The sequence below is a fragment of the Sulfitobacter sp. 1A13421 genome, from assembly GCF_043557285.1.
GTDB lineage: Bacteria > Pseudomonadota > Alphaproteobacteria > Rhodobacterales > Rhodobacteraceae > Sulfitobacter > Sulfitobacter faviae.
On record NZ_JBIFFQ010000003.1, the window covers coordinates 329,844 to 342,667 of the forward strand.

The following is a 12,824-nucleotide window of genomic DNA, read 5'->3' on the forward strand; positions in this document are numbered from 1 at the left end:
AAGTTATGGGCGAAAAGGTGACGCCGCTCAGGTGATCTGGCCGTGGCAGTGTTTGAACTTCTTGCCGGAGCCACAGGGGCAGGGATCGTTCCGGCCCGGGTTGCCCCATGTGGACGGATCGTTCTCGTCAAAGCCGGGGGCTGCGGCCTCGGCGTGTTCAGAGGCCTCATCCGCCGCCTCGCTCGCCGCAGCTTGCATGGCAGCCTGACGGGCGGCCATTTCCTGCATCATCTCGCGGCGCTGCTCTTCGCTCATCGGTTGGATCTGGCCCAGCTTTTGGGTCACGTCCTGCCGCAGACTGTCGAGCATCGTCTCGAACAATTGGAAGGCTTCGTTCTTATACTCGTTCAGCGGATCGCGCTGCGCGTAGCTGCGGAAGCCCACGACCGAACGCAGATGTTCGAGCGTCAGCAGGTGATCGCGCCATTTGGTGTCGATGGCTTGCAACAACAACTGTTTCTCGATGTTGCGCATGTTCTCTTCGCCAAAGGCCTCGGCCTTCTTGGCCATTAGCTCATCCGTGGCTTTCATTAGACGTTCGCGGATCACCTCGTCATCCACGCCGTCCTCTTCGCACCATGCAATGATCGGCACGTCGACGTTCAACTGTTCGATCACCGCGGCATAGAAACCTTGGGTGTCCCACTGATCGGCATAAGTCTTGGGCGGCATATAGGTGTCGATCAGATCGTCGATCACCTGCTCGCGCATGTCGATGACGATCTCATTGAGGTTGTCGGCTTCCATGATCTCGCGGCGTTGGCCAAAGATCACCTTGCGCTGCTCGTTCATCACGTCGTCGAACTTCAACAGCTGCTTACGAATGTCGAAGTTGCGGCCCTCGACCTTGGCCTGCGCGCGCTCCAGCGATTTGTTGACCCATGGGTGCACGATGGCTTCTCCATCTTTCAGACCCAGTGTCGTCAGCACTTTTTCAAGCCGTTCTGAGCCGAAGATGCGCATCAAGTCATCTTCGAGCGACAGGAAGAAGGAGGTGCGGCCCGGATCACCCTGACGGCCCGAACGGCCGCGCAACTGGTTGTCGATGCGGCGGCTCTCGTGACGCTCGGAAGCCAGAACGTAGAGACCACCGGCCTCCAGCACCTTCTGCTTTTCTTCGGCGTGCTGCGCTTCGATCTGCGCACGGATGTTGGCCGGGTCGGCCTCAGGATCGGCATCTAGCGCGTCGAGCACTTTCAACTCGACGTTGCCGCCCAACTGAATATCGGTGCCGCGGCCCGCCATGTTGGTGGCGATGGTCACCGCGCCCAGCTTGCCCGCTTCGGCGATGATCTGCGCCTCTTGCTCGTGCTGGCGGGCGTTGAGCACATTGTGCTCGATCCCGGCGGCGGTCAGCATGGCGCTGAGCTGTTCGGACTTTTCGATCGAGGTGGTGCCGACAAGGCAGGGCTGCCCCTTGGCGTGGGCCTCTTTGACCCGCTCGATCATCGCCTCATACTTCTCACGCGCGGTGCGATAAACGGCGTCGTCTTCGTCCACACGGGCGATTGGCACGTTGGTCGGCACTTCGACCACGCCGAGGCCGTAGATCTCGGCGAATTCTTCGGCTTCGGTCAGAGCCGTGCCGGTCATGCCGCCGAGTTTGTCGTATAGGCGGAAGTAGTTCTGGAAGGTGACGCTTGCGAGGGTCACGTTCTCGGGCTGGATGTCGACGCCTTCTTTGGCTTCGATCGCCTGGTGCAGACCGTCCGAGAGACGGCGGCCCGGCATCATGCGGCCCGTAAATTCGTCGATCAACGTCACCGCGCCATCACGCACGATGTAGTCCTTGTCGCGCTGGAACAGCTTATGCGCGCGCAGACCTTGGTTGACGTGGTGCACGATGGTCGTGCTTTCGGGATCGTAAAGGGTCATCCCCTCTTCGATCAATTCCCGCGCGCGCAGCTGCTCTTCGAGGAACTCATTGCCCTCGTCGGTGAAGGTGACGTTGCGGGTTTTCTCGTCCAGCTCGTAATGCTCATCGGTGAGCGAGGGGATCAGCGCGTCGATGATCTGATACATCTCAGAACGGTCCTGCGACGGGCCGGAAATGATCAGGGGTGTCCGCGCTTCGTCGATCAGAATGCTGTCGACTTCGTCCACGATGGCAAAGTTATGCCCGCGTTGCAGCATGTCCGACAGGTTCGACTTCATATTGTCGCGCAGGTAGTCGAAGCCCAACTCGTTGTTGGTGGCATAGGTGATGTCGCAGGCGTAGGCCGCGCGTTTCTGATCCTCCGGCATGCCGGAATAGGCGACACCCGTGGTCAGACCGAGCGCGCCGAAAACCTTGCCCATCCATTCGGCGTCGCGCTTGGCGAGATATTCGTTCACGGTCACCACATGCACGCCCTTATGCGTGAGACCGTTCAGATAGGCCGCGAAGGTGGCTGTCAGGGTCTTGCCCTCACCGGTCTTCTGCTCGGCGATATTGCCCTGATGCAGGAAGATGCCGCCCAGAAGCTGCGTGTCGAAGGCCCGCAGGCCGAGGGTGCGGCGGGCGGCTTCGCGGCAGTTGGCAAAGGCTTCGGGCAGCAGATCGTCAAGGCTTTCGCCCCCGTCGGCCCGTTTGGCCAATTCCGCGGTGCGCGCTTTGATCTCTTCGTCGCTCAGCTTTTCGAACTCAGGCTCCAGCGCGTTGATCCGAGCCACAAGCGGCCGGGTCGCCTTGATCTTCCGGTCGTTTGGCGTGCCAAAGACCTTTTTGGCGATTGTTCCGATACCCAGCATGTAATCTCCCGCCGAAGTTATGATGTCTTGCGCCGATCTGGTTGCCGAGCGCCATGGCAGCCCATAGATAGTGGATGAGCCCGCGCCTCTCAGCGCCATAAGGCGATGTAAGGGGCGTGCCATACACTGTCAATGTAGCAGCCCTGCTACGAAGGAAGCGATTGGACCCAACCATGCAAAAACCCCTCACATTTCTGTCGTCTTTGGCGCTTGCCGCCGCTGTGGCGCTGCCTGTAGCCGCCCAGGACGAACCGGGTCTCGACACGGTTGTTGCCACCGTCAACGACACTGAAATCACGCTCGGGCATATGATCGTCGCCCGCGCAAGCCTGCCGCAGCAGTATCAACAACTGCCCGAGGATGTGCTGTTCAAAGGCCTGCTGGACCAGCTTGTGCAACAGACGGCCCTCGCCGACAGTTTTACCGGCGAATTGCCGCCGCGCGTGACCCTGTCGCTCGAGAATGAGACCCGCTCGCTCACCGCCGGTGAGGCGATCGAAGGCGTCATGGCCGAGCCGGTCAGCGACGAAGAGCTGCAAGCGGCCTATGACGCGCAATACAGCGACGCAGAGCCTGAGCCCGAGTTCAACGCCTCGCATATCCTTGTCGAAACCAAGGAAGAAGCCGACGCGATCAAGGCAGAACTCGACGGTGGCGCGGACTTTGCCGAGCTTGCCAAAGAGAAATCGACCGGCCCCTCCGGCCCCGGTGGCGGCTCCTTGGGGTGGTTCGGCCCCGGCATGATGGTGCCTGCCTTTGAAGAGGCCGTCGCTGGCATGGAAGCCGGCAGCGTGTCGGAACCGGTGGAAACCCAGTTCGGCTGGCATGTCATCAAACTGAACGAGACACGCACCGCCGAAGCCCCCGCACTGGAAGACGTGCGCGAAGAGCTGGAAACCCAAATCCGCCAGACCAACGTGCAAGAGGCGATCGAAAGCCTGACCAACTCCGCCGAGGTTGACCGCAGCGCGGCCGAAGGCATCGACCCTTCCGTTCTCAACAACATCGAATGGCTGAACTAACTCATGGCTAAATCCCTGGCTGTCTCGCCGCTCGCCCCGGCCCGTTTTCCCGACCTGCCGGTTATCGACGGCGTGACTTTCGCCACCATCGCCGCAGGCGTGCGCTATCAAGGGCGCACCGATGTGATGTTGGCGAAACTGGCGCCGGGCAGCGCCGTGGCGGGGGCGTTCACACGTTCCGCCACCCGCGCGGCCCCGGTGCTGGATTGCCAGGCCAAGATCGGCGGCGCCTCGGACGAAGGCGCCGCCATTGTCGTGAACTCGGGCAACGCCAATGCCTTTACCGGGCGGGGCGGCACCGACGCGGTCGAAGCGATCACCGCCGCCGCTGCCGAGGCCTGCGGCGTGCCGCAGGCGCGGGTCTTCACCTCCTCCACCGGTGTCATCGGCGAACCCCTACCGCATGAACGCATTACCGCTGTGCTCGGTGATCTGCACGACCAGCTTGACCCCGCGGGCATCGAAGACGCCGCCCGGGCCATCATGACGACGGACACCTTCCCTAAAGGCGGCAGCGCGACGGTCGAGATCGACGGCAAAACGGTCTCTATCGCGGGGATCGCCAAAGGGTCGGGCATGATCGCGCCCGATATGGCGACCATGCTGGTCTATATCTTTACCGATGCGGTGCTGGCGACGGACGAGCTGCAACAGCGCCTTTCGACCCATACCGAAACAACGTTCAACTGCATCACTGTCGACAGTGACACCTCCACCTCCGACGCGCTGATCATGGCCGCAACAGGCGCCTCCGGTGTCGATGTATCGGGCAATGAAGCCTTCGACGCGGCGCTGCGGGACGTGATGATGGACCTCGCGCATCAGGTCGTCAAAGACGGCGAAGGCGCGCAGAAATTCGTCGAGGTGGCCGTAACCGGTGCCTCCAACGATGACGAAGCCAAAATCCACGCCATGGCCATCGCCAACTCCCCCCTGATCAAAACCGCAATTGCGGGCGAAGACCCCAACTGGGGCCGCGTCGTCATGGCCATCGGGAAATCCGGGGCCGCAGCGGACCGTGACCGTCTGTCGATCCGTTTCGGCGATATCGAAGTCGCGCGCGATGGATGGCGCAGCCCCGACTACTCTGAAGAGGATGCCGCCGCGCATATGAAGGGTCAGAACATCACCATCGGCGTCGATCTGGGCCTTGGCGAGGGGCAGTGCACCGTTTGGACCTGTGACCTGACCCACGGCTATATCGACATCAACGCCGATTACCGGTCCTGACCAGATGAAGACAATGCTGGTTTCCGCCGCGGCCTTGATCGACATTGATGGCCGCGTGCTTTTGACCCAACGCCCCGAAGGCAAGCCGATGGCGGGCCTTTGGGAGTTTCCGGGCGGCAAGATCGAACCCGGAGAGACGCCAGAAGCGGCGCTGATCCGCGAGTTGCATGAGGAACTGGGGATCGAGACATGGGAATCCTGTCTTGCCCCGCTGACCTTTGCCAGCCACAGCTACAGTGATTTCCACCTTCTGATGCCGCTGTTCGCCTGTCGCAAATGGGGCGGCACGCCAGTTTCGCGCGAGGGGCAGACCCTGAAATGGGTGCGCCCGAACGAAATGCGCGCCTATCCGATGCCCGAGGCAGACGTGCCGCTCATATCAATATTGCGTGATTGGCTCTAGCGTAGAGTGGCAGAATTGCACTAGTGATCGCCAATCGCTCAGCATGTTGCGGATTTTTTAACCGAATGCGCACCATCCTGAGGCAGAGTTGTAACATCTGTATGAAAGGGTGCCGACATGTTGAGAACCATCGCAATCGGAAGTTCCATTTACGTTCAGGGTATCTTTGTAAAAATGTTGGCGGGCGGTCGCATGGCCGTTCAAGTCGACGGGAAGATTTTCGAAGGCAAGCCTGTCTGAAAAATCTCATCGGAACGCCTATTGAGGTGAACAAATAGGCGTTCCACCGCGTTTTCCCCGAGCATTTGGCAGGGGAACTTATGTCATCGAAGCGCGCTATCGTCATTCTGAATCGCGGTTCAGGCCGTCAAGACGGTGACCAAGCCGAAAACACGATCCGCTCCGCCTTTGCGCGGCATGGGATCACGGCGGAATTCATTCATATCGACAAACGCAACGACCCTGCCAGCGCCGCGCGCGAGGCGCTGTCTCGGGGCGAAGGGATCATTGCCGTCGCGGGCGGGGATGGCACGATCTCGGGCGTGTCCTCGGCCATGGTAGACCACGACCGTCCGCTCGGCATCATCCCGCAAGGCACCTTCAACTATTTCGCGCGGTCGATGGGCATTCCAGAGAACCTTGAAGAAGCCGTCGACGTCATCGCCGCTGGCGACAGCCGCCCGGTGCATGTGGCGACGATCAATGGTGAGACCTTCTTGAACAACGCCAGCATCGGGGCCTATCCCGCCATCCTCAAAACGCGCGAAGGCATCTACCGCCGTTGGGGACGCAGCCGGATCGCCGCCTATTGGTCGGTGATCAAAGCCTTGATGGATTTCCGCACCTCGCTCAAACTGACTATCGTGGTCGACGGGAAAGAGAGCCAGTTGCGCACCCCGCTCGTTTTCGCGGTGAACAACGCCTTTCAACTGGACCAAATGGGGCTTGATGGGCAGGACTGCATCGCGCGCGGCGATATGGTGCTGCTGGTCGCCCCTGACACCTATCGTTTCGGCCTGCTGCGCCATGCGGTGGCGTTGGCAACAGGTCGCGCGAAACACCACACGGACTATGAAATGCTCTGCGGGTCCGAGATTGAGATACGCATGAAGCAGCGCAAACGCTATGTCGCGCGGGACGGAGAGATTGCGGTAATGCGCGGCCCGTATCGGCTCACCCGTGCCAGTTCGCCCATTCATATCTTTGTGCCCTCCACGACTGGGAAGACCGTGCGATGAGCCGTTTGATTCACCTATCCGACCTACACTTCGGCAAGGACCGCCCCGACCTTCTGGTGCCCCTCCTAGAGGCGGTGAATGGATATGACCCCGATCTCGTGATCATCTCGGGCGACCTGACTCAACGGGCGCGGGAAAAGGAATATCGCGCCGCGCGGGCCTTTATCGACCGGATCAACGCACCGGTGCTGAGCGTGCCGGGCAATCACGATATTCCACTGCACCGCCCCTTTACCCGGTTTTTCGCCCCGTGGCGCTATTACCGGCGTTGGATCGATCACGACCTTACGCCGGTGCATGAGGGAGCGGATTTTGTCGCCGTGGGGATCAACACTGTCGATCGGTTCAAATGGCAGACCGGCAAACTGGGCCTGCGCCGTTTGGGCCGCGCCTGCCGCGCCTTGTCGTGCGGGGGGGAAAAGACCTTGCGTATCGCCGTTTGCCACCATCCGCTGGATCACCCCAATGAGACCCACAAGAAGCCCATTCCGGGCGCGAAACGCGCGCTGAGGCGGCTTTTGGACTGCGGCGCCGACCTGATCCTCTCGGGGCATCTGCACATCTGGCACGCGGGCACCTTTGCTCATCCCGCGCCGGAGCATGACGGTCATCTGGCGATCCAACTGCACGCGGGCACCAGCCTGTCTTCGCGCCAGCGGGGGGAGCCGAATGATTTCAACCTGATCGATATCTCGCCCTTGCACGTCAATCTGGCGCGGATCAGTTTCGATGACAGTAAGAAGGCCTTCACAAAAGCAGAGGCCCGGCAATTCGACCGGGCCTCTGGGGAATTCATCTTGTAAGCGCTTGGCTTAGGCCAAAGTGCGGGTCACTTCTTCGCGCTCGAAAATCTCGATCACATCGCCGGGGCGGATGTCTTCGTAGTTCTCGAATGCCATGCCGCATTCCTGACCGGACTGAACCTCGGGCACTTCGTCTTTGAAGCGCTTAAGCGTTTTCAGCGTGCCTTCGTGGATCACGACGTTGTCGCGCAGCAGACGCACACCGGCGCTGCGGCGGGCGACGCCCTCGGTGACCAGACAGCCTGCGACTTTGCCCACACCGGTGACCTTGAAGACTTCTTTGATATTGGCGTAGCCAATGAAGTTCTCTTTGATCTCGGCGCTCAGCAAACCGCTTGCGGCCGCTTTCACGTCATCCACAAGGTCATAGATGACCGAGTAGTAGCGGATTTCGACACCCTTCTGGTTCGCCGTGTTCCGGGCCGAGGCATTGGCACGCACGTTGAAGCCCATGATCGGCGCGCCGGAGGCTTCGGCAAGGCCGACATCCGTCTCGGTAATCGCGCCCACACCGGAGTGCAGAACCCGAACGCGGACTTCGTCGTTGCCGATTTTCTCCATCGCCTGAACGATCGCTTCGGCAGAACCTTGCACGTCGGCTTTGACCAAGATCGGCAGCTCGCTGACGTTCTCGTCCGCCTTGGCGTTGGCCATCAGCTGTTCCAGCGTTGTGGCGGCACCGGCAGCGGCGCGCTTGTCCTTGGCGGCCTGTGCACGATACTCGGCAATCTCACGGGCCTGCGCTTCGGTCTCGGTCACGTTCAGCACGTCACCGGCCTCGGGCGTGCCGTTGATGCCCAGCACCTCAACCGGCACCGAAGGCCCGGCTTCTTTGACGCGCTCGCCTTGGTCGTTAATCAGCGCGCGAACCTTACCGTACTGCTCACCCACGACGAAGATATCGCCCTGACGCAGCGTGCCGTTCTGAACCAGCACAGTCGCGACGGGGCCGCGACCCACGTCAAGCTGCGCTTCGATCACCGCACCCACGGCGGCCCGGTTCGGGTTCGCCTTGAGTTCGAGGATTTCCGACTGCAGCGCGATGGCTTCGAGCAGATCGTCCAGACCTTGGCCTGTCGCTGCTGATACTTCGACGTCTTGCACATCGCCTGACATCTTCTCGACGATGACTTCGTGCTGAAGCAGATCGGTACGGACCTTGTCGGCATTGGCGGCGGGTTTGTCGATCTTGTTGATCGCCACGATCATCGGCACCTTGGCCGCCTTCGCATGGGCAATCGCTTCGATCGTCTGCGGCATCACGGCATCATCCGCCGCAACCACCAGAACCACGATATCCGTGACCTGAGCCCCGCGCGAGCGCATGGAGGTGAAGGCAGCGTGGCCCGGCGTGTCGAGGAAGGACAGCACGGTGCCGTTGTCGGTTTTCACCTGATAGGCGCCGATGTGCTGGGTGATGCCACCGGCTTCGCCGGCCACGACCTTGGCGTTGCGGATCGCGTCCAGAAGCGAGGTTTTGCCGTGGTCGACGTGGCCCATGATCGTGATGACCGGCGGACGCGATTGCAGATCCTTCGGATCGTCCTCGACCTCTTTGATGACATCTTCGACGTCGGCGTCGGAAACGCGGACCACTTTGTGGCCGAATTCTTCAATGATCAGCTCGGCTGTATCGGCATCGATGGTTTCGTTCTGGGTCACCATCAGGCCGTTTTGCATCAGCGCCTTGACCACCGCGCCGGTCTTCTCGGCCATACGGTTGGCGAGTTCAGAGACCACGATGGCGGGCGGCAGCTGCACGTCGCGCACGATCTTCTCACGCTCGACCTGACCACCCATTGCCTTTTGACGGGCACGTTCCTGCTTGCGTTTCATCTGCGCCATGGAACGCTGACGGCCACCTTCGCCACCGGCAAGCGCCTGATTGACGGTCAGCTTGCCCGCGCGGCGGCTGTCGCCACCTTTGCTGCGCTTCTTGCTGTCGTCGCGGTCACGGTCGGTGGTTTTGCGCGGCGTAGCGGCGGGCGCAGGTTTGTTGCCCGGCTCGCGTGCAGCGGCGGGTTCGGGCGTGGGCGCAGCAGCGGCCGCTTCGGCCTCTGCCTTGCGGCGCGCGTCTTCCTCGGCCTTGGCTTTAAGGCTTTCTTCGCGCTCACGCTCTTCGCGTTCCTTGGCCTCAATCTCGGCCCGGCGGCGCTCACGCTCTTTGGCGCGGGCTTTTTCCTCGGCTTCACGCTGCGCGGCTTCCTCGGCCTCACGGGCCTTGGCGGCCTGAACGGCCTTCAGACGGCGCTCCATCTCGGCATCGGTGATGCCTGCGGGGCGCTTCTTGGGATCGCCAATCGGCCCGGCGCCCGGACCTGTTGATTTCTGGCCACCCGGTTTGGGCACCACAACACGCTTGCGCTTGGTTTCGACCACAACGTTTTTGGTACGCCCGTGGCTAAAGCTTTGCTTTACGTTCCCCGGACGTGCGCCACCGCGCAGACCCAATGTTTTCTTGCCGTCACTATCGCTCATGAAGCTCGTCTATCCTTTCGGATGGCCGTTGCCACCCTCGTTTACGCGCACGCCTTTAAGTCTACCGGCTTCCTCTACAACACGTTGCGTGAGTCCACCAGAGGCGAGCGCCCCATGTATCACAGTTTGGCGACCGAATGCCAAACCCAATTCATCGGCTGTCAACCAACCGATGTAATGACCATAGTGTGGGGTGCTCAGCTTGGACTTGCCGCGCCCTGACCCATCTACGGCCTGTATCAATACTTCGGCCTCTTCGGTTTGCAACCAACCCTTGACCTTTTCGTAACCGGCGACCGCCTTGCCCGCTTTGCGCTGGAGCGAGATCAGCTCGACCACCCGGCGCGCCAACTGCTGTTCGACCTCGTCGACCAGCCCGTCGGGCAGGGTGACCGGCTGTTTCGCCGAGCGGGAAAAAGCCTTTTTCTTGATGGCCAATTCCAGCGCCGCACGATCCGCCGCGACATAGATGCCCCGGCCCGGCAGTTTACCCAGAATATCCGGGTAAACCTGATTGTCCGGGCCGACCACGAAACGGATCAACCCGTGTTTCGGCTGCACCTCGCCCGTGGCGATGCACTTGCGTTCCGCACCGTCTAAGCGGTCATTCGAGGCGCCACCGCGTCCCATGTGCAACCCCCGAGGCCCGCTTAGGCCTCGGCCTCCTCGGCGGTTTCGCCGTCTGTTTCTACGTCGTCTTCTTCCGCGTCGTCCTCAAGCTCGGCCGGGTCGACCCAGCCCAGCATGACGCGGGCGGTCATGATCATGGCTTGCGCATCTTCGAGGCTAACATCGAAGGGCTCAAGCGCGCCGTCGTCTTTGACACGCTCGCCATTGACCGTGGTCCAGCCGCCAGCCAGTTCCCAATCGGCACAGGTGGCGAAATCTTCCAGCGTTTTGACGTCGTCCTTGGCCAGCGCCTCTATCATTTGGGGGGTCAGACCCTCAAATTCAACCAGGCTGTCTTCGACACCGAGCGCGCGGGCGTTATCAAGCGCCGCTTTGTTCTGCGCTTCGAGCACATCGCGGGCCCGGGCCTGCAACTCACCTGCGGTGTCTTCGTCCACACCGTCGATGACCAGCAGCTCGTCGACTTCGACATAGGCCACTTCTTCGAGGTTGGTGAAACCTTCGGAAACCAGAAGCTGGGCGAAGAATTCGTCGAGATCAAGGTTGTCCATGAACAGCTTGGTGCGCAGTTCGAACTCGGCCTGACGGCGCTGGCTTTCCTGCTCTTCGGTCATGATGTCGATGTCGAGACCGGTCAACTGGCTGGCAAGACGCACGTTCTGACCACGGCGACCAATGGCGAGCGACAGTTGCTCTTCGGGCACGACGACTTCGATCTTACCGGCTTCTTCGTCCAGAACCACTTTCGACACTTCCGCAGGCTGCAGCGCGTTCACAAGGAAGGTAGGCTGGTCTTCGTTCCACGGAATAATGTCGATCTTCTCGCCCTGAAGCTCGTTCACAACGGCCTGCACGCGCGAACCACGCATACCAACACAAGCACCGACGGGGTCGATGGAACCGTCATGCGAGATCACGGCGATCTTGGCACGCGAACCGGGGTCGCGGGCGACCGCTTTGATCTCGATGATGCCGTCGTAGATTTCGGGCACTTCCATCTTGAACAACTCGGCCATGAATTCAGGCGCGGTGCGGCTCAGGAAAATCTGCGGGCCGCGCTGTTCGCGGCGCACGTCTTTGATGTAGACGCGGATGCGGTCGTTCGGGCGATAGCTTTCGCGGCCAATCTTCTCGTTCCGGCGCAGGATCGCTTCGCCCGCGCCCACGTCGACGATGACATTGCCATATTCCTCGCGCTTGACCAGACCGTTGATGATGGTCCCGGCGCGGTCTTTGAATTCTTCGTACTGGCGGTCACGCTCAGCTTCGCGGACCTTTTGCAAGATCACCTGCTTGGCCGACTGCGCCGCGATGCGGCCCATTTCAACCGGAGGCACTTCCTCAACGAAAGTGTCGCCAACCTTGGGGTCGGCCATGTACTGCTTGGCCTGCTCTACGGTGAACTCAGCCTGATAGTTCTCAAGCTCATCATCCTCGACCACGGTGCGGACGCGGGTGAAGGTGGCCTTGCCGGTCTTGCGGTCGATGTCGACCCGGATGTCCATCTCGGCGCCATAGCGGGACTTGGCGGCACGGGCGAGGGATTCCTCCATCGCTTCGACGACCAGACCGGGGTCGATCATCTTCTCGCGCGCCACCGCCTCGGCGGTTTGCAACAGCTCAAGCTGGTTTGCAGATGTAATGGCCATTAGGTGTCTCCCTCAGCAGACTCTTCAGTCTCGATATCATCAAAATCGGTTTCGTCGATCGCACCAGACGCTTTGCGCTGGCGGAGCATTTCCTTGATCAGGTCGTCGGTCAGAACCAGTTTGGCATCGCTGAGCCAGTCGAATTGCAACCCAATGGTGCCTTCTTCGACGTTGATCAGCACTTCGCCAGCCTCGACGCCTGCCAGCTCACCCTTAAAGCGGCGGCGGCCATCAATCAGTTCGGTTGTTTCGATCTTGGCTTCATAGCCCTCGAAAGCGTCGAAATCCTTGAGCCGCGTCAGCGGTCGGTCGATGCCGGGGCTGGAGACCTCGAGCGAATACTCATCCAAGATCGGATCTTCGACATCCAGCACGGCGCCGATGGCCTGCGAGATCTTGGCGCATTCATCCACTTCGATCCCGCCCTCGGGCCGGTCGGCCATGACTTGCAGGGTGGTGGACTTGCCCGACATCAGGCGCACGCGCACCAGTTCAAAACCCATATCCTCGATCACCGGGGTGATGATCTCGGCCAGGCGGCGGTCGATGGCGGCTTTGGCGATCAGGTCATTCGACATGAGACATCCATTTTCACTGGGCACAAAAAAACGGGCGCGCGGCCCGTTCACGAATTCGGTGGA

10 protein-coding genes are annotated in these 12,824 nt (G+C 61.0%); 5 read left to right on the forward strand and 5 right to left on the reverse strand.

Annotation, left to right across the window (positions count from 1 at the left end; all coding sequences use genetic code 11):
• Positions 1–27: 27 nt before the first annotated feature.
• Complete coding sequence (gene secA, locus ACGYLI_RS08345; protein WP_394418739.1) at positions 28–2,730, reverse strand: preprotein translocase subunit SecA; 2,703 nt, start codon at positions 2,728–2,730, stop codon at positions 28–30.
• A 173-nt stretch (positions 2,731–2,903) separates the two neighbouring features.
• On the opposite strand from secA, the gene ACGYLI_RS08350 reads away from it, so the two are divergent.
• The 5 genes from ACGYLI_RS08350 (at position 2,904) to ACGYLI_RS08370 (ending at position 7,426) form a co-directional block, all read left to right on the forward strand.
• Positions 2,904–3,752: a peptidylprolyl isomerase gene (locus tag ACGYLI_RS08350; protein ID WP_394418741.1), complete on the forward strand. Its 849-nt coding sequence runs from the start codon at positions 2,904–2,906 to the stop codon at positions 3,750–3,752.
• A gap of 3 nt (positions 3,753–3,755) precedes the next feature.
• Positions 3,756–4,982, forward strand: a complete 1,227-nt coding sequence (gene argJ, locus ACGYLI_RS08355; RefSeq protein WP_394418743.1) for a bifunctional glutamate N-acetyltransferase/amino-acid acetyltransferase ArgJ — start codon at positions 3,756–3,758, stop codon at positions 4,980–4,982.
• A gap of 4 nt (positions 4,983–4,986) precedes the next feature.
• On the forward strand, positions 4,987–5,385 hold the full coding sequence (mutT, locus tag ACGYLI_RS08360; protein WP_394418745.1) for an 8-oxo-dGTP diphosphatase MutT: 399 nt from the start codon (positions 4,987–4,989) through the stop codon (positions 5,383–5,385).
• 320 nt (positions 5,386–5,705) lie between these two features.
• Positions 5,706–6,623 (forward strand): diacylglycerol/lipid kinase family protein, encoded by a 918-nt coding sequence (locus tag ACGYLI_RS08365; RefSeq protein WP_394418747.1) that lies wholly within the window; start codon positions 5,706–5,708, stop codon positions 6,621–6,623.
• Positions 6,620–7,426 carry a metallophosphoesterase family protein gene (locus ACGYLI_RS08370; RefSeq protein WP_394418749.1) on the forward strand — a complete coding sequence of 269 codons (807 nt, stop codon included), beginning with the start codon at positions 6,620–6,622 and terminating at the stop codon, positions 7,424–7,426. The genes ACGYLI_RS08365 and ACGYLI_RS08370 overlap by 4 nt, the downstream gene beginning before the upstream one ends.
• A gap of 9 nt (positions 7,427–7,435) precedes the next feature.
• Here the strand turns inward: ACGYLI_RS08370 and infB are convergent, their stop codons facing one another.
• Genes infB through rimP form a run of 4 tightly spaced genes read right to left on the reverse strand, consistent with a single transcriptional unit; the run spans position 7,436 to position 12,761 of the window.
• Positions 7,436–9,904, reverse strand: coding sequence for a translation initiation factor IF-2 (gene infB / locus ACGYLI_RS08375; protein ID WP_394418752.1), 2,469 nt, complete (start codon positions 9,902–9,904; stop codon positions 7,436–7,438).
• 9 nt (positions 9,905–9,913) lie between these two features.
• Complete coding sequence (locus ACGYLI_RS08380; RefSeq protein ID WP_394418754.1) at positions 9,914–10,534, reverse strand: RNA-binding protein; 621 nt, start codon at positions 10,532–10,534, stop codon at positions 9,914–9,916.
• 20 nt (positions 10,535–10,554) lie between these two features.
• Positions 10,555–12,183, reverse strand: a complete 1,629-nt coding sequence (gene nusA / locus ACGYLI_RS08385; protein WP_394418756.1) for a transcription termination factor NusA — start codon at positions 12,181–12,183, stop codon at positions 10,555–10,557.
• Positions 12,183–12,761 (reverse strand): ribosome maturation factor RimP, encoded by a 579-nt coding sequence (gene rimP / locus ACGYLI_RS08390; RefSeq protein WP_271688606.1) that lies wholly within the window; start codon positions 12,759–12,761, stop codon positions 12,183–12,185. The genes nusA and rimP overlap by 1 nt, the downstream gene beginning before the upstream one ends.
• Positions 12,762–12,824: the final 63 nt, after the last annotated feature.

What these genes read in the sequence shown, in the direction of transcription:
- secA (WP_394418739.1), bottom strand. Translation starts at nt 2,730, where the DNA reads ATGCTGGGTATCGGAACAATCGCCAAAAAGGTCTTTGGCACGCCAAAC.
- mutT (WP_394418745.1), top strand. Translation starts at nt 4,987, where the DNA reads ATGAAGACAATGCTGGTTTCCGCCGCGGCCTTGATCGACATTGATGGC.
- ACGYLI_RS08380 (WP_394418754.1), bottom strand. Translation starts at nt 10,534, where the DNA reads ATGGGACGCGGTGGCGCCTCGAATGACCGCTTAGACGGTGCGGAACGC.
- argJ (WP_394418743.1), top strand. Translation starts at nt 3,756, where the DNA reads ATGGCTAAATCCCTGGCTGTCTCGCCGCTCGCCCCGGCCCGTTTTCCC.
- ACGYLI_RS08350 (WP_394418741.1), top strand. Translation starts at nt 2,904, where the DNA reads ATGCAAAAACCCCTCACATTTCTGTCGTCTTTGGCGCTTGCCGCCGCT.
- ACGYLI_RS08370 (WP_394418749.1), top strand. Translation starts at nt 6,620, where the DNA reads ATGAGCCGTTTGATTCACCTATCCGACCTACACTTCGGCAAGGACCGC.
- nusA (WP_394418756.1), bottom strand. Translation starts at nt 12,183, where the DNA reads ATGGCCATTACATCTGCAAACCAGCTTGAGCTGTTGCAAACCGCCGAG.
- ACGYLI_RS08365 (WP_394418747.1), top strand. Translation starts at nt 5,706, where the DNA reads ATGTCATCGAAGCGCGCTATCGTCATTCTGAATCGCGGTTCAGGCCGT.
- rimP (WP_271688606.1), bottom strand. Translation starts at nt 12,761, where the DNA reads ATGTCGAATGACCTGATCGCCAAAGCCGCCATCGACCGCCGCCTGGCC.
- infB (WP_394418752.1), bottom strand. Translation starts at nt 9,904, where the DNA reads ATGAGCGATAGTGACGGCAAGAAAACATTGGGTCTGCGCGGTGGCGCA.